Source organism: Brevibacillus fluminis, from assembly GCF_003710825.1.
GTDB classification, from domain to species: domain Bacteria; phylum Bacillota; class Bacilli; order Brevibacillales; family Brevibacillaceae; genus Brevibacillus_D; species Brevibacillus_D fluminis.
Window position 1 is genome coordinate 301764 of record NZ_RHHQ01000012.1, and the last position, 21253, is coordinate 323016.

The 21253-nt window shown below is 51.0% G+C and carries 18 protein-coding genes and 1 pseudogene; 15 read left to right on the forward strand and 4 right to left on the reverse strand.

Translation table 11 applies throughout. The features are described from left to right. Window positions 1-112: 112 nt before the first annotated feature. The 4 genes from EDM56_RS15595 to EDM56_RS15610 all read left to right on the forward strand — a co-directional run bounded on the left by EDM56_RS15595 (window position 113) and on the right by EDM56_RS15610 (window position 4511). On the forward strand, window positions 113-2170 hold the full coding sequence (locus EDM56_RS15595) for a sigma 54-interacting transcriptional regulator (RefSeq protein WP_122918812.1): 2058 nt from the start codon (window positions 113-115) through the stop codon (window positions 2168-2170). Between the two features lie 14 nt (window positions 2171-2184). Further along, the gene (locus EDM56_RS15600; RefSeq protein WP_122918813.1) at window positions 2185-3066 is read left to right on the forward strand and encodes a 5-oxoprolinase subunit B family protein; all 882 of its coding nucleotides are present in this window, start codon (window positions 2185-2187) and stop codon (window positions 3064-3066) included. After that, complete coding sequence (locus tag EDM56_RS15605; protein ID WP_122918814.1) at window positions 3067-4041, forward strand: 5-oxoprolinase subunit C family protein; 975 nt, start codon at window positions 3067-3069, stop codon at window positions 4039-4041. A gap of 83 nt (window positions 4042-4124) precedes the next feature. After that, window positions 4125-4511: a VOC family protein gene (locus EDM56_RS15610; RefSeq protein ID WP_122919195.1), complete on the forward strand. Its 387-nt coding sequence runs from the start codon at window positions 4125-4127 to the stop codon at window positions 4509-4511. Between the two features lie 77 nt (window positions 4512-4588). Here the strand turns inward: EDM56_RS15610 and EDM56_RS15615 are convergent, their stop codons facing one another. Continuing rightward, a complete protein-coding gene (locus EDM56_RS15615) occupies window positions 4589-5350 on the reverse strand; it encodes an alpha/beta hydrolase (RefSeq protein WP_122918815.1) in 762 nt (253 codons plus the stop codon). A 214-nt stretch (window positions 5351-5564) separates the two neighbouring features. Here EDM56_RS15615 and EDM56_RS15620 point away from each other — a divergent pair, with 214 nt between their 5' ends. Beyond that, complete coding sequence (locus tag EDM56_RS15620; RefSeq protein WP_122918816.1) at window positions 5565-7529, forward strand: methyl-accepting chemotaxis protein; 1965 nt, start codon at window positions 5565-5567, stop codon at window positions 7527-7529. A 216-nt stretch (window positions 7530-7745) separates the two neighbouring features. Then, complete coding sequence (locus EDM56_RS15625) at window positions 7746-9368, forward strand: YcdB/YcdC domain-containing protein (RefSeq protein ID WP_122918817.1); 1623 nt, start codon at window positions 7746-7748, stop codon at window positions 9366-9368. Window positions 9369-9463: 95 nt separating this feature from the next. Here the strand turns inward: EDM56_RS15625 and EDM56_RS15630 are convergent. Further along, window positions 9464-9856 (reverse strand): annotated as a pseudogene (locus tag EDM56_RS15630) (flavin reductase family protein); the annotation flags it as partial. A 229-nt stretch (window positions 9857-10085) separates the two neighbouring features. Between EDM56_RS15630 and EDM56_RS15635 the strand changes: the two are divergent. Both EDM56_RS15635 and EDM56_RS15640 read left to right on the forward strand, forming a co-directional pair. Beyond that, entirely contained in the window at window positions 10086-10658 is a 573-nt protein-coding gene (locus EDM56_RS15635) for a metal-dependent hydrolase (RefSeq protein ID WP_122918818.1), read from the forward strand. 157 nt (window positions 10659-10815) lie between these two features. Then, complete coding sequence (locus EDM56_RS15640; RefSeq protein ID WP_122918819.1) at window positions 10816-11442, forward strand: TetR/AcrR family transcriptional regulator; 627 nt, start codon at window positions 10816-10818, stop codon at window positions 11440-11442. A gap of 42 nt (window positions 11443-11484) precedes the next feature. Here the strand turns inward: EDM56_RS15640 and EDM56_RS15645 are convergent, their stop codons facing one another. Next, entirely contained in the window at window positions 11485-11832 is a 348-nt protein-coding gene (locus EDM56_RS15645) for a VOC family protein (protein ID WP_122918820.1), read from the reverse strand. Between the two features lie 189 nt (window positions 11833-12021). Beyond that, window positions 12022-14022: a serine hydrolase domain-containing protein gene (locus EDM56_RS15650; RefSeq protein WP_122918821.1), complete on the reverse strand. Its 2001-nt coding sequence runs from the start codon at window positions 14020-14022 to the stop codon at window positions 12022-12024. Between the two features lie 279 nt (window positions 14023-14301). Here EDM56_RS15650 and EDM56_RS15655 point away from each other — a divergent pair, with 279 nt between their 5' ends. The 7 genes from EDM56_RS15655 (at window position 14302) to EDM56_RS15685 (ending at window position 21200) form a co-directional block, all read left to right on the forward strand. Next, window positions 14302-14889, forward strand: a complete 588-nt coding sequence (locus EDM56_RS15655) for a sensor domain-containing protein (RefSeq protein WP_122918822.1) — start codon at window positions 14302-14304, stop codon at window positions 14887-14889. Between the two features lie 4 nt (window positions 14890-14893). Further along, window positions 14894-16702: a helix-turn-helix transcriptional regulator gene (locus EDM56_RS15660; protein ID WP_122918823.1), complete on the forward strand. Its 1809-nt coding sequence runs from the start codon at window positions 14894-14896 to the stop codon at window positions 16700-16702. 250 nt (window positions 16703-16952) lie between these two features. Further along, window positions 16953-17210, forward strand: coding sequence for a hypothetical protein (locus EDM56_RS31870; RefSeq protein ID WP_246009401.1), 258 nt, complete (start codon window positions 16953-16955; stop codon window positions 17208-17210). A 46-nt stretch (window positions 17211-17256) separates the two neighbouring features. After that, window positions 17257-17730, forward strand: coding sequence for a hypothetical protein (locus EDM56_RS31875; RefSeq protein ID WP_246009402.1), 474 nt, complete (start codon window positions 17257-17259; stop codon window positions 17728-17730). Between the two features lie 498 nt (window positions 17731-18228). After that, on the forward strand, window positions 18229-20067 hold the full coding sequence (locus EDM56_RS15675; RefSeq protein WP_122918825.1) for a sigma-54-dependent Fis family transcriptional regulator: 1839 nt from the start codon (window positions 18229-18231) through the stop codon (window positions 20065-20067). Window positions 20068-20082: 15 nt separating this feature from the next. Further along, complete coding sequence (locus tag EDM56_RS15680) at window positions 20083-20889, forward strand: lipoate--protein ligase family protein (protein ID WP_122918826.1); 807 nt, start codon at window positions 20083-20085, stop codon at window positions 20887-20889. A 35-nt stretch (window positions 20890-20924) separates the two neighbouring features. Further along, window positions 20925-21200 carry a DUF2277 domain-containing protein gene (locus tag EDM56_RS15685; protein WP_122918827.1) on the forward strand — a complete coding sequence of 92 codons (276 nt, stop codon included), beginning with the start codon at window positions 20925-20927 and terminating at the stop codon, window positions 21198-21200. Window positions 21201-21253: the final 53 nt, after the last annotated feature.

Sequence of the window (21253 nt, forward strand, 5' to 3'; positions counted from 1 at the left end):
CATTTGAAGCGGGCCAATCTCCGCTATTCTTTTCGGTGCGGGCTTTTGTACAATAGGGATAGGGACAACGCTTCGGCGCAGCCAAGTTTTATCGCGACAGGTGGTGGAAAACATGATGGATTGGAACGAGATTCTCGAGGCATTGCCTGCGACGGTTTCGAAAGACGCGACCGTGAAGCACGCCTTGCAAATGCTGAATGCCGCTCCGCAAAAGGTAGTGTTCGTCACGGAAGCGGACGCCATCATCGGCTATGTGGACGGCGAAAGCATACTGGAGCAGATTGAGCAAAGCAGCCTGGGAGCGCCGATCACCTACAAAACGGACATGCTCAAGGTGCCGTGCACAAATCCGGTTGAGTTTTACCACAATGTGTCGATCGTGCTCGGGGTAAACCAGCAAGGCGAGCCGGTCGGGTTCACCACATTCGCGGAGGCGCGAAACAAGATCACGCAGACGCAGCTACACCGAAAAAATCAAATTTTCCACAGCTCCGGCATCGGGCTGATCACCACGGATTGCCAGTTCCGCATCACATTTATCAATGAGCGTGCGGAAGCGATACTTGGGCTCTCACGCAATTTTTTGCTGAACCGCAATTACAAGAAGCTGCTCGCCATCGATGTGCTCGAAGAGGTTTTGCAAGGCGGGCAGCTCGTCAATGTCACCAGCTCGCTCAATTTCAAGCAGATGATCGGCAACTTTTCACCGCTCATCGAGCATGGCAAAATCCAGGGCATCGTCCACATTTTTTATCAGAGGCAGCAATTGGAGCAAGCGATTCAGGATTTGGAACTGGTGCGCAACCTGAACGACGACATCCAGGCGATCTACTCGTCTTCAAATGAAGAGATTCTCGTCATGAATGGACAGGGGCGGATCATGCGCTTGGCTGGGACGTATTTGCAGGAGTTTTGGATGTATGCCGATCCGCATCTGCTGATCGGCAAGCAGATGGACGAGCTGCAGAAAGAAGGATTTTTCCGGCAAAACATTTTGCAAATCTGCCGTAAGCAAAAAGGTAAACACGTGTTCATTCAGGAAAATGCCAAAGGACGCAAGGTGTGGTCCGTGGCGACCCCCGTGTTCCACGGTGAGACGTTAGAAAAAATCGTGATCATCTCACGCGACATCACGGAGCTCAATCAGCTGAAGGAAGAGCTGGAAACCGTCAAAAAGAAATCGGATCGGTACAAGCAGGAGCTCGACCAGATCTTGAATAAGACCCAGCAGGAAAAAAAGCTAATCTACAGGTCGAAGGTGATGGAAAATCTGGAGGACCAGATCAAGCAGATTGCCCTGGTGAATTCGACCGTGCTGCTTTACGGACAGTCCGGGGTCGGGAAGGAAGTGTTCGCGCAGGCGATTCATAAATACAGCCGACGCAGCGAGCAGCCGCTGATTCGGGTCAACTGTGGGGCAATCCCTGAGAATTTGATCGAGAGCGAGTTTTTCGGCTATGAAAAAGGGGCGTTCACCGGAGCTGACCGCAACGGCAAGCCCGGTTTGTTCGAGTTGGCTCACAACGGCAGCATTTTCCTCGATGAGATCACCGAAATGCCGCTCAACATGCAGGTCAAGCTGCTGCGCGTATTACAAGAGCGGGAAATCACGCGAATCGGCGGGGTGAAAAGCCGCAAGATCGACGTGCGCGTCATCGCGGCCACCAATCGCGACATCAAGAAAATGGTGGAGGAAAACAAATTTCGCGAAGACCTTTATTACCGGCTGAACGTTATCCCGCTCCATATCCCGGCGCTGCGCGAGCGGGTAGAGGACATCATCTCGCTGTCGATCGCGTTTTTGCAGCAATACAACGACGCGTACCAGCGGCAAAAAACGCTGACGCGCGAAGCGCTCGACGTGCTGGAGAGCTATCACTGGCCAGGAAATGTCAGAGAATTGCAAAATGTTTTGGAGCGGAGCATCGTAACGACGAAGGATGACGCGATCAAGGGAGAGGATGTCATGGCGATCCTGTACGGCGAGGAAAAGGATACGAAAATCAAGCCGATCATCGGTTCTATCGTGCCGCTCAAGGAGGCGGTGGATGAAGTGGAGGGACAGCTCATCCGCTCCGCGCTGCAAAAATACGGGACAGCAGCAAAGGCGGCGGAGATTCTCGGCATCAGCCAGGCCACGATGAGCCGCAAGATTAAACAACTGCTGTAGAGGAGGTCATCGTCATGTTCACGCTGCCAGAAACACGCTTCGATTTTGCCGGGGACGAGTACATTTATGCGGAAATCTCGCGGGAGATGGGGCTTGCGAGCAACTTCAAGGCGCTTGCGATCACGAACGAGCTGCGCAAGCGCAACATTCCGGGGCTCATCGACATTTGTCCGGCAAACGCCTCCTACCTGGTCCGCTTTAATCCAGAGATCATTTCGTCGCAAGATTTGCTCGATTATTTGATCGAGATCGACATCACCAAAAGCAATGTTGCGGAGCTGAACCTGTCCACGCGGATCGTTGAGATTCCGACCTGGTACGACGATCCGATCACCCGCTCCTATTCGGAGCGCTTCGCAAGCCGACACCAGCATCCGGGCCTATCGGATTTCGATTTCGTGATGAAATGCAACGGCTTTACGGACAAGGCCGCATTCATCCAGGCGCACTCGTCCACGCCGTATTTTATTACGATGGTAGGCTACATTCCCGGGACCTCATGGGAGTTTCCGCTCGGTACGACTAACGAAGAGATTTTGCAGGCGCCCAAATATTTGAGCCCGCGCTCAAAGACGCCGAACCGCGCGATCGGCTTGGGCGGCGCGTTCAATGCTATCTATCCGGTCGACAGTCCGGGCAGCTACCAATTGATCGGCATGTCGGCGGTGCCGGTTTACGACAAGGAGCGGCGCTATCCAGAGCTGTGCGACTACGTGCTGGCAAAGCCGGGAGACATCTGGCGGCACCGCCCGATTGACGAGGCGGAATACTGGCAGATCGTTGCGGACGTGGAAAAGGGGACATACACATACCGGACACGGGACGTCGAGTTTTCGCCAAAAGAATATTTGCTGCGCGGTAAAGCGTACATTGCATTATTGATGGAGGGATTTTAAATGATTCGGGTGCTGGAGCCGGGATTGTCGACCACTGTGCAGGATATGGGCAGAGACGGCTATTATCATTTGGGCATACCACCGTCAGGGGCGGCGGACAAATATTCGTATGCGCTTGGGAATATGCTGCTGGGCAATCCGGCATCGTTTGCGGCGCTTGAGATGTCGCTCTTCTGTCCCAAGCTTGCATTCGGCAAAAAGACCGTGATCGCCATCACCGGCGCACCGGTTTTGGCTTATGTGAACGAGCAGGAAATCCCGATGTGGCAAAACGTCGAGGTACGTGCGGGGGACATCTTGTCGTTCGGCCATGTGGCTGCGGGGGTTCATGCGTATTTGTGCGTATCGGGTGGCATCGCGGTGCCGGAGATCATGGGCAGCAAATCGACGTATGCGCAGAGCGGGCTCGGCGGGTTTCACGGACGCAAGCTGCAGAAGGGCGATGAGGTCGAGATCGGCGAGCCGCTTCCCGGTTACGCCCGGCAAGTCGGCAAGCAGATCGGCGAAGATGCACTGCCTGTATTTCAAAAGGAGCTTGATGTACGGGTCGTCCTCGGGTTGGCGAGCCACCGCATCAGCGATGAGGGAGTTCGTGCCTTCCTCAATGAAGCGTGGGTCGTTTCCTCCGAGGCCAATCGGGTCGGCTATCGGTTCCATGGGCCAAGCGTGCATTTTGAACCGTTCGAGACGCCTTTCGGGGCGGGCAGCGGGTACTCCAATGTCGTCGATACCGCGTATATGCTCGGCGGGATCTTGCTGACGAACAGCGAGGAAATCATCATTCAGCTGAGCGATGCGACGACGGGCGGTGGCTTCATGACAATGGGAGTCGTCATCAGCCCCGATCTCGATCGGATCGCCCAGTTGAGGCCGACCGGCATCGTCCGTTTCCATGCGGTGACCGTCACACAAGCGTATGAAGCCCGAATGGCCAAAAAACAAAAGCTTCTGCTGGTCGCAGAGCAGTTGAAGTAACAAAAATCCGAAATTGCAAAAAACGGAAGAGTCGCTACAATAAGGGGAAGTAAAGACGGGAAGAGGAGGCCAAGGCAATGAAGATGAGCATCGATCGACTGGATCATCTCGTCCTGACGGTAGCCGACGTCGAAGCGACGGTTCGCTTTTACACCACCGTGATGGGGATGGAGGAAGTCACGTTTAAAGGGGGCCGCAAAGCGCTTCAGTTCGGCCGTCAAAAGATCAATCTGCATCAAGCAGGACGCGAGTATGAACCGAAAGCGCTGCGGCCGACGCCTGGCTCGGCGGACCTCTGCTTCATATCGACGCTGCCGCTTGCGGATGTGATGATTCATCTGACCGAGCAAGGCGTCGCGATTGAAGAAGGACCCGTGGAGAGGACTGGCGCGAACGGCACGATCCTGTCCGTGTATTTCCGCGATCTGGACCAAAACTTGATCGAGGTGTCCAATTACATAGAGAACTAGCCCGATACGAAAAAACACCCGTTTCCCGAATGAAAGTCGGGAGTGGGTGTTTTTTTGCTGTTCAAAAGGATCGATTACTAGGCTTGGCTATGTCCCTGAACGATGCGGCCGATAAATGCGGCGCACTGCTCGGCGATCGCCTGCTTGTCATGGTCGAGCGTCGCCACATGGTAGGAGTTGCTGAGCACGACCTTGCGCTTTTCAGTCGAATGCAAATGCTCCAAAATATAGTCCGAATCAGTGGGCGGAACCACATGGTCATCCGCGGAAACGAAGACCAGGGCAGGGCAATTGATGAAGGGGAGCTTTTTTCTCACCTGCTCTTTGAACGTCAAAAACTGCTTCACGGCAGCGATCGGCACTTGAGGATAAACGAGCTCTTGTGCGTCGGGGTCCTTGATATCCGAGCCGATGCCGGTCAAATAGGAGTCGGTCGTGACGCTCGCCAGCGTTTCGAAGTTTTCGACTTTGACGGCGGCGTTGATCAGCATCAACCCACCTGTTTCAGGGAAGCGATGAGCCAGATGCAGCGCGATGGTGCCGCCCATGGATAAGCCTGCGACAAACACATGATCACACTGCGCGGCCAAAAGCTGATAGCCTTCTTCCGCAGAGGCGATCCAGTCTTCATATGTCGTTCTTTCCAAATCCTCATAGTGCGTACCGTGCCCTTTGAGCAAAGGGGCAAGTACGGTAAAGCCGCATGCCGCCAAATGCTCCGCGAGATAACGAATGCTTTGGGGGGTGCCGGTGAATCCGTGCTGGACCAATACGCCGATATGGTTCCCTTTACTGAAAAATGGTTCAGCCCCCGCTAAAACAGGAAACGATTGAGACATAGGAAGCACCTCCCAGAACAATTATATTTTTTCGATATATTTCCAATGTTACTAGTGATTTCCCTGCTAAACCAGTATGTTTGATCAAACAAATAAAATAAAGAAATATAAAGGAATATCATAATGTGCTTGTAAATGAAACGCTGGTCCTAGGTGAAACGTACTATATGCAGAGGAGATTACATAACTTTTCCGCAATTGGAGGGAGCCGTCGATGAAAAAACGGTTGCAGCTACAGATTTTGATTCCGTTTCTCGCGCTGATTCTTCTATCCGTGGCCGTCGTTTCGGTGGTGAGCTACGTAGTGTCGGTGAACACGACAATGGAAGTACTGACGCAAAATATAGGTCAAAGGATGGAACAGACAGATAAAACCTTTGATTTGTATTTTAAAAAGACAGAAAATATCGTCAGCATGCTGGCAAAGGCGGATGAATTCGCCAACTATGAAACCCAGCATGGGCAGTTGATGAATACATTGGAAGCATTTGAAGATTCGGGTGCCTATTTCGGCACGGAAAAGGGCGAGTACTTCAGTACGGGGGCTTGGCAGGACGTACCAAAAGATTTCGATCCTCGCAAGCGTGTCTGGTATCAAAAGGCCGTCCAGCATAAAGGAGAGATCATCTGGACCGACCCGTATGCCGATGCGAGCGATCCTAAGTCGATGACGATCACCGCTGCTGAAGCGATCTACAAGGGGGAGCAGCTTGTAGGGGTTGTAGCGATCGATGTGGCACCGACCGAGCTGATCGACCTCGCCAAAGATATCAAAATCGGCGATACCGGACATGCCATACTGCTCGACGCAAACGGGATCGTCCTCTATCATCCGGATCAAGCGGCGATCGGGACGGACATGTCAAAAGAAGATACATACCGCCAGATGCAGGCGAAGGGCGCAGCTGGTGATTTGCAAATCGACGTCAATGATGACATTTTCACGATGAGCTATGTCACTAACGAAGTAACGGGCTGGAAGCTGATCGGCACGGTGAAAGTCAATGAGCTGGCAAGTCGGGCTGGCGTCATTTTCAACCCTCTGCTGATTACGTGCCTCATTCTGCTCGCCATCGCGACGCTGATTTCCATCCTCCTCGCTCGCGGCATCACCAAGCCGATCCAGCGCCTCGGTCAATCGATCGAAGAGGTCGAAAAGGGCAATCTAGGCATCGTGATGACGACGAATCGGGAAGACGAGATCGGCCAGCTCACCCGCCGTGTCAACAAAATGGTAGAGCAAAACCGCGAGATCATCGGCAAGATTCAGGAGTATGCGCAGCACGCGGCAGATTCGGCCGAATCGCTGTCCACAAATATCAACGTGAACAATGACATCGCGGGCCAAATCCACGAATCAATGGCACAGGTGGCAGCAGGCGCCCATCAGCAACAAAAGCAGACAGAAGAGGGTATGCGCGCGCTCGAGGAAATGTCGGTCGGCTTGCAAAGATTTGCCGAAACGGCATCGATTGTATCGGAAGCGACTGTGGAGACAGCGAATAAGGCGGAGCAGGGCGACAAATCGATTCGCCAGGCCGTTGCGGAGATGGATGCGATCAACCAGTCGGTCACGCTGGCAGCCGATACTGTCGAGCAGCTCGGCAAGCGTTCGCAGCAGATCGAGGAAATCGTCGTCGCCATTACCGCGATTTCGTCCCAAACCAACCTGCTTTCGCTGAATGCAGCGATTGAGGCGGCACGGGCAGGAGAGCATGGCAAAGGTTTTGCGGTCGTAGCGGGCGAAGTGCGCAAGCTAGCGGAGCAATCCGCCGAATCAGCGAAGCGGATCGAGCAGCTGATCAAGGAAATCCAAAATGAGACGGCCCATGCGATCAGCTCGATGGATGTCGTTAGCAGCAATGCGTCGGCAGGCATGGAAGCAGTGAAGAGAAGCGGCGAGATGTTCCGCGTTATTATGCAGCAGATCAAGCAAGTCTCCGATCAAATCCAGAGCGCATCAGCCATTTCGGAGGAAATGTCGGCCAGCTCGGAAGAAATTTTGGCAGCGGTCGACGAAACGGCGAAAATCGCCCAGCTATCGTCCGGCAAGGCTGGTGAAGTAGCCAGTTCGATTGAGGAACAGGTGAAGTCGCTCGATCAACTTGCAGGCTCAGGCGAATCGCTCAACAAGATGGCACATGAGCTGAAAAGATTGACAGACCGCTATACGGTTTAAAGTAAGCAGAAAAGAAGCGTACCTGTGGGGACGCTTCTTTTTATACAACTGCGGCTACGCCAAAAGCTTGGCGTAGCTAGGTTTTCTAATGAAGAGGTATCGCAGGAATTGTCAATTAAAAGGGAATTTTGATAATGGGAGTAACTTTTTGCAGGATGAGGCGTCTTTTAATACGATGGAAAATACTAGTATATTTGGAAGGGACGTATTTTATTCATGATGAAACAAAAGCTGACTCGAATTCTCGGAACAGTCGTAGCAGTGAGCCTCTTATCGGCGACACCAGCTTGGGCCAAGCCCATTGAGCGGCATGCAGGCAATGGCCACCAGGTGCAATCGATTTCCATCAAGAAGATCCCCTCGGATATGACAAAAGCGCTTCAAGACCTATACAAGCTGATACCCGAACTGAAAGATTTGCGCGTAAGCAGCGCTGACATTTGGGAGGATGAAGACGGCACAAGCGAATGGAGCTTCACACTCTTAAACAAGGAGAAGAAAGAGAGCAAATCGATGGTCCGGGTGAATCTAACCATTGATCCTGACACGGGCAAGCTCCTCAATTACATGATTTTCAATTCAGACTGGAATCCGACGAAGTCGATTTCGGAAAAAGAGGCAAAGGAGATCGCTGACAAGTTTTTGAAAAAAGCGGTGGACAAGAGCGACCGTTATCAATTGGTGAAGATCAGCACCCAGACCGATGATGATGGCGAGTATGAGTACGAGGATGAAGAAGGCGAAGGCGAAGGCGTATTGCAGCGCGAGCTCATCTATCAAATGACCGTCAATAAAATTCCGGTGTTGGGCACCGATATCCGCATAAAAATCGACGGGGACGGACATCTGACCCGATACACCAATTATTTCAATGAGATACCGGACGAATCGCGCTTCCCCGATGCCAAAAAGGCGCTCAGCAAGAAAAAAGCGGAGGCTGCGTACCTCGGTCTATTAGACATGCAGCTGATGTACAATGCCAATCAATTGGTGTGGGACAAGAATGGCGAAGAGGCGACCGGTCTGGGCCCTGTGCTCAAATACGTGCCTTCGTTCAGCGGCGCCATCGACGCGCTGACTGGCAAAGCAGCGTATGAATACGTAGAGGACGACGAAGGAGGTAGCGAGCAAATACCTTACGAGAAAATCAAGCTCACTCCTCAAGGAAAAGACATTTTCATCAAATCGGCAGACGATGCCCAAAAAGTGCTGGAAGACGCGCTCGGCATCGATCTTTCGCAGGCGGACTACAACGAATCCGGCAACAAGCAAACGCGCAGCTATCGCTTTTATACGGACGAAGAGAAGGGTGGAAGCGTCGCACGCGTCATGATCGACGCGAAAACAGGACAGCTGCAGCTGATCGACTTCCGCAGCTATGACGACAGGACGGGAACGGGATTCAAGCCGGAAGAGGCAAAGGCTGCAGCTGTGAAGAAGTTGGAGCAGTGGCTCGGCAAAGATGTGACGGAAGTGTTCCTGACGGGAGGATGGTCGGATCCACAAGGCTATTCCTTTGAATTCCTGCCGTCCTACCAAGGCATTCCGGTGGAAAGCAGCGAAAATGAAGTCGAATTCGACGGCAAAGGAAATTTGACGAGATTGCGGATTTCGCTACAAAACGATTTCTCCAAACTGCCAGACAGCGGGAAAGCGATCTCGGTCGAAGCGGCGGGTAGAATGTATTTGAAGAAAAATGCCCTGAAGCTGACCTATGTGCTGCAAGGAGTCGGCGAGGAGACGGGCAGCCCGCAAGTGGGACTGTACTATGTGCCGACGTATGAGGGTCGCGAAGCGTATGTCGATGCGATTACAGGAAAGTTCCAGACAGGCTGGTAAAAATCTTATAATGCAAAAATAAAAGCTAAAAACCGTTTCCCAGTGAGTAGGGAGACGGTTTTTTGTTGCGTTTTGGCAGGCTGGATATCCGAATTTTAGCTGTTCACGGATGCTTCAGCCGGTTTCGGCCCAAAAACGGGTGCCAACCTCGAGGGCATCAGCTGCTCAGACAGGCCGAAATATTCGCAGAAATTCATAATCAGCGGCGACCATTTGAAAGGGTCGATGTAATTGGCGTGTCCGTCCATCAGGACACCCTCTTCGGCGTGGACTTTTACGATGCGCGTTTCGATGGCAGCCAAGGTGCTTGGTTCTTCAAAGTTGTGTACCTGAACGACGGTTGCTTCCAACTGAACGAGACATTCTTTAACACGCGGCGCGGAAACAAGTGTGGAAGGGATCGGGGTCAAGCCTGCGACCCCGAATTTATCTTCCTCAAATCGGTATCCTTGCGCTGCCTTGGCATCCGGTACAGGATTTCTGCCCGTTTTTCAAATGCTGAGCGTAGTGTAGCACGGTTTTTTGGCGTGAAGTCGAAATCGGGAGTAAGACAGCAAGATCGCAAAAGGAATTGATTTCGATTTTGGGGCGATTACATGGCAGAAAGGCCGTTGACAGAAATGTAACCATTGGTTATTATATGACCAACGGTTACTAACCGATGGTTATAAGGCGTTGTGTCTGGACGAATCATCGAAATCAAAGGGGGCTGCTTTTATGTTTGCAGGTCATTTCGGCTTGGCGGCAGGCGTGCGTGCGAAATATCCGGAGGTTCCGCTATGGGCGCTGATGCTAGGAACGCAACTGCTTGATGTTGTCTTTGTCCCGCTCTTTGTATCGGGCGTGGAGACGATGGACGATCATATCGGAAACGGCTATGGCGAGGCGATCATCCATGCGGATTACACGCATTCCTTGCTGGGGGCGCTTCTCATATCCGGTCTGGCATGGATTGTGGCAAAGCGCTTTTGGCGAGGGCGTGGGGGGCGAGTGCTGGCGGCGGTCGTCTTCAGCCATTGGCTTCTCGATCTGATCGTTCACCGGGCCGACATGCCGATATTGCCAGGCAATTGGGGCGGATTGCCGACGCTTGGGCTTGGAGCGTGGAGCCATCCGTGGCTGGCGATCAGCCTGGAGCTGGTATTGCTTGCGGCAGGTCTTGGCATGTATGTGCACGCAGCCATGAAAGCATCGTCGGGCAGGAAAAAACGCTACGCTTACCTTTCCGGTGCTGTGCTTGGGTGTCTTCTCGTCTTTGCGTTGTTGAACGATGTTCTCGGGCTTTTTTGAAAGGAGGGTCACCATGAGCTTTATCGTTTTTCTGTTGCTGTTTACCGTCGTCTGCGGCTGGTTGGATAAGCGAATCGGCAGGGGCGGCAAGACGCATTGACTTTGCGGATAACCACTGGTTACAATGGGGCTACGCATGGAAGCAAGGAGTTGTAGCATGGCCACAAGACAAGAACAACGTTCCGAGGAAACCAAAAACAGCATTCTGACCGCAGCAAGGCAGCTTTTCGCCAATCGCGGCTACGATACCGTCACGATGCGGGAAATTGCCAAAGAGGCAGGATGCTCCCACACCACGATTTACATCTATTTCAAAGATAAAGAGACGCTGCTGCAGCAGCTGTCCATGCCTCCGCTGCAAGCGCTGATGGAGCGGATGGACGCATTGAGCGAGCAGAAGACCGCCTCCGAGGAAAAGCTGGAAGCAGTCAGCCTGGCATTCATCGAGTTTTGTCTGGCGAACCGCAGCATGTACAGCCTGTTCGTCAACGTGAAAGCAGGACGGGTCGACGAGCAATCGCCCCAATTGGAGATCAACAAAATACGCAATGACATTTTCGCTAAACTCTCTCGCATGGTACAGGCGAGCTTGCTGCTCGCGGTCACAGACGAGCAGCTTCTGATGTGCACCCGTATTTATTTCTATACCCTCCACGGAATCGTCGCGACATACGAACATTCCGAGGAAACCGTCGAAATGCTCATGGACCGCCTGACCCCGACATTCCGGCAAGCCATCAGCGTGTTGCTTAGCGGTTTCCGCGAGACATGCAAAGAGACGTAAAAAGACCTACTTCTATGAAGTCAGGTCTTTTTGTTTTTGGCACTATTTCTCCCAAAGCTCGATGAGTCGACCTTCAGGATCTTTAATCCAAATAAACTTTCCGAATTCACTACTCTCTTTTTCCTTTGCAAGAGGTACACCAATATGTTCAAGATGTTTAATCGTCTCGTCTAGATTATGTACTTGGAAATTTAACATCACTTGTTGTTCTGTTGGAAAATAACTGTCATTCTCAGTAAAGAAAGAAAAGATCGTCTCATTTCCTGATTGGGGTTTGATCACAGTCCCATTCCAATTTTCTATTTCAAGCTTCAATACTTCACTGTACCATTTTTTTACAACTTCAAGATCCTTTGTTCTCCAAAATATTCCTCCGAAACCTTTTATCATCGTATCAAACTCCTGTCTGTCATTAAAATTTTAGCCATCCGATTACATGAGATATTCGAGAATTGCATGTAAGTTCCTTTTTCAACTATGCTGCCCGGTAGGCTACCTGATATACTGTGTATTCGGCGATCAAGCATTCGAAAGCCTCTGGCCGGTAATGGTCAGAGGCTTTTGGGGGTGGTGGCAGGATCAGTGTTTAATTGGCAGAGAATAGTAGCCAAACGCTAAATCAAGCAAGGCACTAGCTTCCTGGCGCTTCAGTAAATCTTTTGCACGGAAATTGAAAGAGCCATCTGCGTTTACCTTCGTATCTGGATCGACGATGCCTTGTGAAACTAGAATAGTGATCGCATCTGCTGCCCATGCATCGGCTTTGTCTAGCATCTTCACTTTGGTGGTTGCGACCGGCTCAAGCTGCTTCAAATTTTGGATCATGGCAGCAGCGACTTGTCTTGTGATTGGTGCTGATGGGTTCAAATTAGGGATGCCCGCGGCCAATTGCTGTCTAAGCCCATCTTCACTCCCGGCCATTACGTAATGGCCTTCTGCTTTGATCAGGGCGTCAGCAAATTCGCCTTGTGTCATGCTCCCTGTAGGATCAAATTTACTTCCTGATTTCGCTCCCATAATGGAAAAGGCGCTGAGGTTGTTGATATGGGTCTTATAGCTGCTAGTGTTAGGGACGTCTGAGTAGGTCTTTTTCATTTCCATTTTTTGTGAATGGGCAACAAGGCTCAAGCCGTTCATCGCTGTATAATAGAAGTATTTGATGGTACCGTTTTTGTCTTCCTTGAACGCGACTTTTTCTCCTACCTCATCGACAAATAGCAATGGGCGAATCATTCGCAGCTTTTGTTTTCCGGTTGCCTCACCCTCAAGCACGAGTGATCCATTCTCATAGGTAATAGAAGTGCGTGTCCAATAGGCACGCGTATTTTGATACAGCCCGAAATATTTTTGCGCATCCGCTTCACTCAAGGGCAAGTATACAGGCTCAGCTTTTTTTTCTGTTTCTGGGAAATAATGATCCATGAATTCTTTGTAAATATCAACGCTAATCATTGAATCATTGTTGTAGGACATGAAAAAGCCGGTTTTTTGTTCCGGGATCAATACCATCAGGGAAGAATGGCCTGGCATGTTTCCGCCCTTCAAAACAACGTGCTGACCATTTGCATACTCTGGAAAATAGTTTTCAAAGCCTACGGTAGTGATTGGGATGTCCTTTTCCGCGAAAGCCTGGTAAGAATGCATCAATTCCATGCTTTTCTGGCTGACGATTTCCTTGCCGTCAAATTTTCCGTTTTGCAGCTGCATGATCATGTACTTTACCATGTCTTCTGCTGTTGATAGAATGCTTCCCTGCGGACCATCAGTTGGAGCGTGTCCTTCTAGCGGACGTGGCTCGCCATTAAGATCGTAATGGGCAGCCATTCTCTCCAAGAGCTCAGGCTTGAAACGTACACTGGTCGAGGCCATTCCGAGAGGCTTGAACACTTTTTCATCCATATACTGGGCAAAGGGGATTCCACTTGCTTTTTCCACGGCGTAGCCAGCGAGTAAGAATCCTGTATTATCATACGTATAGACTTCGCCAGGTGGTCGGATGACGGTCGGCATGTGCTTTGGAAGGAATTCATCCATAGAGATGTCCTGCCCGATGTATTGTGGACCGGTAAAGGTAGTTTCGTCAGGTAATTCGAAGCCGGGTGTGTAGGTGAGCAAGTCGTACATGGTGACCGATTTTCCTGTCTTATTCGGAATTTTTAGCCCACCGAGATATTCCTCTATATTGCCATGCAGGTCAATTTTACCCGCATCGACTTGCTGCATGGCAGCCAAGGCGGTAAAGGTTTTCGATACGGAGGCAATTTGGAAAACCGTGTCTTTATCAACAGGGATTTTCTTTTCCTTGTCAGCAAAGCCGTAGCCTTTGTTCACAATGACTTTACCATCACGGACGACAACAAAGCTGGAACCAGCCACATTATATTCTTTCATTTTTTTTGCAAACAGTGGATCGGCAAACGCTTCTATTTCTTTGGCATCCATCGGTCCTTTTGTGCTGGAGGCAGCTTTGGACGTAGTCTGATTTGCCCCCATAGCACCGAACGGCTGCGTACATGCGACAACCAAGGTTGTGGAGAGTAGAAAAACAGTCATACTCAAATTTTGAAGAGTTTTTTTCATGTGCGATTCTCCTTTAATTTTTGATAACACGTTTTGGCGCACCAACTCCGGTAGTGAGCACTTGAGCACAGTATGGCAAAGCAGGCGTCATACTCGGTAGTTACTTCCTATCATCACTTTTCCCCATGACAAAAAAGTTGCAGTCTCTGATGAATGAAAATCACTTGGATTGTCATATGACATTTTGGCACTGGCTCATGTGACACGCAGCGGATTACGGTAAGGGCAGACCGTCATCATTGTGTCGGAAAAGGTATTGATAGGAGAGAGTTAGCTTCGATGAAAAGAGCGATCATGCGTAACGTTCAAAATGTTATCTTTTTGCTGTTTACCTTTGGCTCAGGTGTGTTTTATTTTTGTTTTTATTTGAGCAGCATCGTCCTTGGCTTGGCATTGTCATTTACCGTGGTTGGAATTCCGTTGCTCACCAATGTGTTGCGCACAACCCAAACGTTTGTCCAATACGAACGCATTCAGACGAAAATTTATACCGATATTTCAATAGAACCGTTGACAACGAGTCAACGAGTAAAAGGAAATCAATGGATGCAGGCAAAGGCGGAATTAATGAATAGGAAAAACTGGATATCAGTTTATTGGCTGATGCAAAAATTCGTCCTCGGGTGCATTTGTCTGGTGATCGGAGTACTCATCTACATTGGACCCGTTTTGTTTGCGTTCGGACCGTTGCTCTATCCTTATTTGGAGCTGTATTTTTTTGGGATCGCCGTGGATTCGGGGCTGAAGGCATTGCAAATGATGAGTGTAGGATTCATACTCATGATCGGGTGCTCCAAGCTGGGGAACGGACTGGTCCAAGTAATTGGTGGGTACACGCGCTTGATGTTCAAAGCAATTAGGGGATGATGGTTTGTTAGATATCGTAAAACAATGGGCTTGGTATGACTGGGTAATGCTTTTTATACGTCTGATCAGTTCCTGTTCAATCATCGTTGCGACTGTAGAATTAAAAGATTATCTTACCCTGCCCGTATGGAGTGTTGTTCTTTGGGAAATTATGGTGTTCTCCGTCCCATGGATTTGTCTAATGTTGAGCTATCGCTACTACCTGATAGCAGAAATGCTCTTGTTTGGCGGCGTATCTCTTTATCTCACGTCTTTGTTTCCAGAGGCCTACCTTTCTTTTATGACGCCAGCATTTTTGATTGCCGCCAATAGCGCGGAGAAATCGTATCGCTGGTCAGCTCCCATGACGATTGTGTTACTTCCACTGTTGATTGTGCTATTTTCGCGGGACATTGATGTGTTGGAGATTTTTCCACAGGTTGGGCTTGCTTATGCGATGGGGTTTGCCTTTCATTTGCTCATCGTCAATCATCGGCAAAATGAAATTATTCGCAAGCAAAATAGTGTGCTGGAACAGTACCTCACGCAAATCGAGAGAGTTACTCTGCTGGAGGAGAGGGGCAGGCTTTCCAAGGACCTACATGATACGATGGGGCATTCCTATACCTCGATCATCATGGGGCTGGAAACATTGCGCCCGGATGTGGCTACGCAGGAAGGGACGCACAAGCTTGACTCACTCTTGCAGTTGGCTCGAAAAAGTATGGAGGACGTGAGAGGGTACTTGCATCAGATGGAGTCACCGCAAGAGACGCTTCCATTGGTCCAAACGCTGAGGCAGGTTACGGAGGAGTTTCAGACACATGCTAGCGTGAACGTGCGGTTTCGAGCGATCGGAGAAGAGTATCCGGTCGGTAAGCAGGTGAAAATGACTTTGTTGCGCTGTTTGCAGGAATCTTTGACGAATGCGGTACGCCACGGGCAGGCTACGGACATTGTCGTTTCCCTGCATTTTGAGCCGCAACAGACGAGGCTGGAAGTGCAGGATAACGGTCACGGGGTGGAAAATTGGAAGGATGGCTTCGGGATCACTGCGATGAAAGAGAGGGCCGCCCATTTGCAAGGAAGAGTATCCATATACTCTGAGCGGGGAGAAGGAACGCTCGTTACGTGTTTTGTGCCGAGGCTGGTAGAAAGCGACGACGAAATCATTCGCTTGTTTATTGTTGATGACCACTCGTTTATTCGGGACAGCCTGCGTACGATCCTCGAAGGACAGCGGGATCTGCGCGTAGTTGGGATGGCTGAGGATGGGGCAGAGGCTCTTGAGCGATGCGAGGAGCTAGAACCAGATCTAGTGCTGATGGACTTGGAGATGCCGAATATGGACGGGATCACTGCGACAAAACGAATGAAGGAAAAATGGCCCGGCATTCGTGTCCTTGTCCTGTCTACGTTTCAGGATACGGAAAAAGCCAAGGAAATCATTCGCAGTGGTGCAGACGGTTATCTCTTGAAATCGATTGAATCACGCGAGCTTGCGGAAACGATTCGCCTCGTCCATCGCGGCGGAACGATGATTGCACATGACCTGTTTCATAAAATGCTGGATGCACAGCCAGTAAACGAACAGGAAGATTTGCCCGTTGCATCTGAAATAAGCGGAAAAGACGAGAATTTTTATGGTTTAACGAAGCGGGAGCTAGAGATTTTGCAGATGCTTTCCCAAGGCATGCGCTATAAAACGATCGCTTCCAAGCTGTATTTGTCAGACGGGACTGTGCGTAACTATGCGTCAGCTCTATATGACAAGCTCGGTGTGCGGAATCGGGATGACGCGATAGAAAAAGGGCAAAAGGAAGGATTGCTGTAACGGATTCTAGCAAACTACCGGGTTTCTCTCCCCGTTATCAAGAGAGGAGTATCGTAATGATGTTCAACATCTTACCGTACTTTAGAGTGAATCGCTTTTGGCGATTAAAAAAGGTGGTACCACGATAGCCTCGTCCTTTATTGGGCGGGGTTTTTTTGTATGACTTGAAAGGGGGTGATGTCCATGGATGATGGCTGGTGGTGGTGCTCAAGTTTACATGACAGAAACAAAATCATGAGGAGGATCATACATGAAAGAACGATCATACATGAAAGAACGTATTTTAACAGGCGATCGAATTACGGGAAAACTTCACCTTGGACATTACGTTGGAAGCTTAAAAAATCGAGTGGAGCTGCAAACTCAATACGAAACATTCTTACTACTTGCAGACGTCCAAGCCCTAACGACTCATTTTGAAAAACCAGAGCTGATTAAACAAAACTTGCGTAATGTGGCAATGGACTATTTATCAGTAGGTATTAACCCGAATAGCGCAACAATTTGAACAAACAAGGAAAATTGTCCGGCGTTTTAACCAGCTTTATAAACCTGTGTTGGTGGAACCAAAACCACTCGTTGGCGATGTTCCACGCCTTGTCGGCTTAGACGGAAATAATAAAATGAGCAAAAGTCTTGGAAATGCCATCGACTTAGATTCCACCCAAGAAGAGGTTAGCGAGAAGATTAATAAAGCGACCACTGATCCTGCCCGAATCCACAAAACAGATATCGGCCATCCAGAAATTTGCCCAGTCTATGCGTATCATCAAGCGTTCCGTAAAGAAGGCTCTGATGAGATTTATGAAAGCTGTAAAAAGGGGCAAATCGGATGCATGGGATGCAAACAAAAAATTACGCAAAGCATTAACGATTTACTTGAACCAATGAGGGAACGGAGAATCGTGTACCAAAATGATTCAAAAAAAGTCGATGAAATTCTAATGGCGGGTACAGAAAAAGCGCGCCTGGTAGCAAAAGAAACAATGCAAGAAGTACGTGAAGCCATGAGTATGAACTATTTCTAGATAAAAGCGACGTGTCTATTGTGATGGAAATCGCTTTTTTCCATCCAAATCTTTATCAACAGCCTGACCTGCTTCTATGAAAGTAGGTCTTTTTTACTTATTTCTTTTTTTATATTATCTTTTTTTCTCGATCTCCCCACCAGCAGCTTGAAAAGCCTGCCTCCGCATCCGCAGCAAAGGGATTTTCGGACAAGAGTGGCACAAAGCCTTGGCGATGCCCTTCCAGGCTCCGCGAAAAAATGGGAAACGCCTTTGCGCCACATCTACTTCCTTGAGATACACCCGCCGCGCAGCGTGTGGCTTTGGGGCGCGGATTCCCATTTTTTCGCGGAGCCGGCCACCCCGACCCTCAGCAGGCATCGTCAGAGCGTCGTGCAACTTTTGTCCGAAAATCCCCGGCCCACCACTAACACCGGCTTTTCACACAAATGTTGAAAAATCCAAAAATTCAGGATAACCTTAAAAAAGAATTGATTCGAAAGCGAGGGTGACGAATGCATGTTTGAGGATCTCGTTTCGATGCGGATGTGGAAACGTTTTGTCCATGAAGGTGTGATAGACTCGGCGCGAATCAATAAGCGGATAACGGAATCGTGGTACCGGTGCAGGCACGGGCGAGTCGACCCGTACCAAGGGACAGGTCGTGTCGTTCTGCAGGCAGACGCACTGGAGCAGCAGCGCATGAAACACCGCCGCTTGCTTGACCTCGCAATGCCACAGCTCAATCGCCTTTCCCCTTTCATCCATGATGCAGGCATGATTTCGCTCTTGATCGACCCGGAGGGCTATGTACTCAACATGCAGGGGGAAAAGCAGGCGCTTCAGGATGCGAATGCCATCAACTTCGTGGAGGGCGTGCGCTGGACCGAGGACGAGGTGGGAACCAATGCAATCGGGACGGCGCTTTTGGCAAGCGAACCGATCATGATCAACGGCTCGGAGCATTATTCAGTCGCCTCGCATCGCTGGAGCTGTTCGGCCTCCCCGATTCGAGACGAGAACGGCACGCTTCTGGGGGTGATTGACGTGTCGTCCCCTTTGGAACGCAGTCATCCGCAGACGATGGCAACCGTCTCGTCGCTCGCCTTTTTAATTGAGCAGGAATGGGCGAAAGCCAGACAGCAGGACGAGCTGGAGCTTATGCAGCTGGCGCTGATGATTCCTGAGGAGGAAGACCGGCTGCTGGTCGTCTGCAACTCATACGGCCAGGTTGTGTTCGCTTGCAAGCGTATCCGGTGGATCGTCCCACATTGGGCGGGCATGCAGCGGGCGGAGCTGGTCAATCACGGGTTCGCCGAGGTGCGGGAGAAGCCATTTGCCTCCATGCGACACGGCGGATTGATCGGTTGGAAAGTCGAACTGATGCAGCGATTCAACGAAGCATTCTCGGTGTCGTTTGCTACGAGCGCGTCGTCTGTGCGCAACTTCCGGTTCGAGGGGGAAGCGGGAGTCAGCCCATCGTTTCAAACGACGCTGCGTGATGTGGAGCGGGTCGCACCGACTGATGTGAACGTGGTAATCTACGGCGAAAGCGGCACGGGCAAAGAGCTGATCGCCCAAGCGATCCATATGAACAGCAGCAGGCGGAACGGACCGTTTGTCGCTGTCAATTGTGGCGCTGTTCCGCGCGAGCTGATGGAAAGCGAGCTGTTCGGCTATGCAGAAGGCGCGTTTACAGGTGCGAGGAAGCGCGGATATGAAGGAAAGCTGATTCAAGCCAACGGCGGCACACTGTTTCTTGATGAAATCGGGGAGATCCCGCATGCGATGCAGGTTGCGTTGCTGCGGGTGCTGCAGGAGCGTAAAGTGACGCCGATTGGAAGCAGGGAGGAGATGCCGCTGCAAATCCGCGTGATTGCGGCGACGCACCGGAACTTGCGCCAGCAAGTCCAAGAAGGGACGTTTCGCGAGGATCTGTACTATCGGCTGCATGTCATGCCGGTTTCTGTGCCGCCGCTTCGTGAGCGCAAGGAGGATATCGTCAGTCTAATCAAGCACTATGCAGCGCGCAACGGATTTTCCCTGCACATTACGGATGACGTGAAGCAATTGCTGATCGCCCACGACTGGCCAGGAAACATTCGCGAATTGTTCAATGTGGTGGAGCGGCTGCGGATCACACCTGAGCAGGAATGGAAACGCTTTCTGACTGAGCTGACAGACCCGCGAGCGGATATGGGACAGCCTGAGCAAGAATTGAATTATCGGGAGCAAGTGGAAAAGCAATCGATTGCGGAAGCGCTGGCGAAGAGTCATGGCAGCGCAGCGGTGGCAGCGGAGCTGCTCGGGATACCACGCAGCACGTTTTACCGCAAGCTCAAAAAATATCAGCTGTAGGGAATGGAGGCAGCGATGGGAAACAAGCCTGATTACCATATACTCGATACGTTATCGGCTCCGCAGACAGGCGATGTCCTGCTGCCGTTTTGCCGGGACGAGGCGTATGCGCGCCGACTGGCAGCAGAACCGGACATGCCATCTCTTTTGCATCTATGGCGGCACTGTCATGCATTCGTGCTCGGCTCGCGGGATGCCAAGCTGCCGCAGGCCGCTGATGCGGTGCGCCAGCTGACGCGACAAGGCTATCAAACGGCGGTGCGCCATTCGGGCGGAGCTGCCGTCCCACTCGACCCTGGCGTCGTGAATCTTTCGCTTGCGATGCCGGTATCGGCGCTCGAGCTCAATCCAGAGCCGCATTTTGAACAGATGGTCGCGTTAATCAAGCGAGCGTTGGGGGCAACGGGTGAGCAGGTCGTGGCGGGTGAAATCGCCGGCGCCTATTGCCCGGGGTCGTATGATCTAGCGATTGCGGGGCATAAGTTTTGCGGAATCGCGCAGCGGAGGCTGGCCAAAGCCGTCGTGGTGCAAGCCTTTGTCATCGTGGAGGGTGAAGGCAGGGCGCATGGCGAGCGTGCCTGCGGCTTTTATGAGCAGGCCGCAAGCGGAGCTGATGGCAGCTATCCCCACGTCGTGCCAGAGCGGATGAAAAGCTTGACCGAGCTGGGCTGGCATGCGGGGGTAGCCGCTTTTGGGGAAGGTGTAAAGCAGGCGCTCGCATCATTTGGTACAATCGAGGAGATAGCTATGATTCCCGAATGGATGGAACAGGACGCCAGACAAGCCCTCCCGCTGCTGCAGGAAAGAAACGTGCAAGTATGAATGCAAACAAACGAAAAGGTTAAAGGAGAACGCCCATGTGCCGAAACATTAAAACATTGTTCAATTTCGATCCGCCGGCAACCGATGACGAAATACAAGCAGCCGCCTTGCAGTTTGTGCGCAAGCTGTCGGGTTTCAATGCGCCGTCGAAGGCCAATGAGCAGGCATTTCACCAGGCGGTCGAGGATGTGGCTGCGGTTGCACGGAATTTGCTCGAATCGCTGGTGACGAACGCTGAGCCGCGCGATCGTGAGACAGAAAAGGAACGTGCCCGTTTGCGGAATGCCAAACGGTTTGGGACAGGGGACTAGGTCGGTCCGCTGGCAAGACAAAATGAGACGATTTGGGACGAAATGAGACGAAA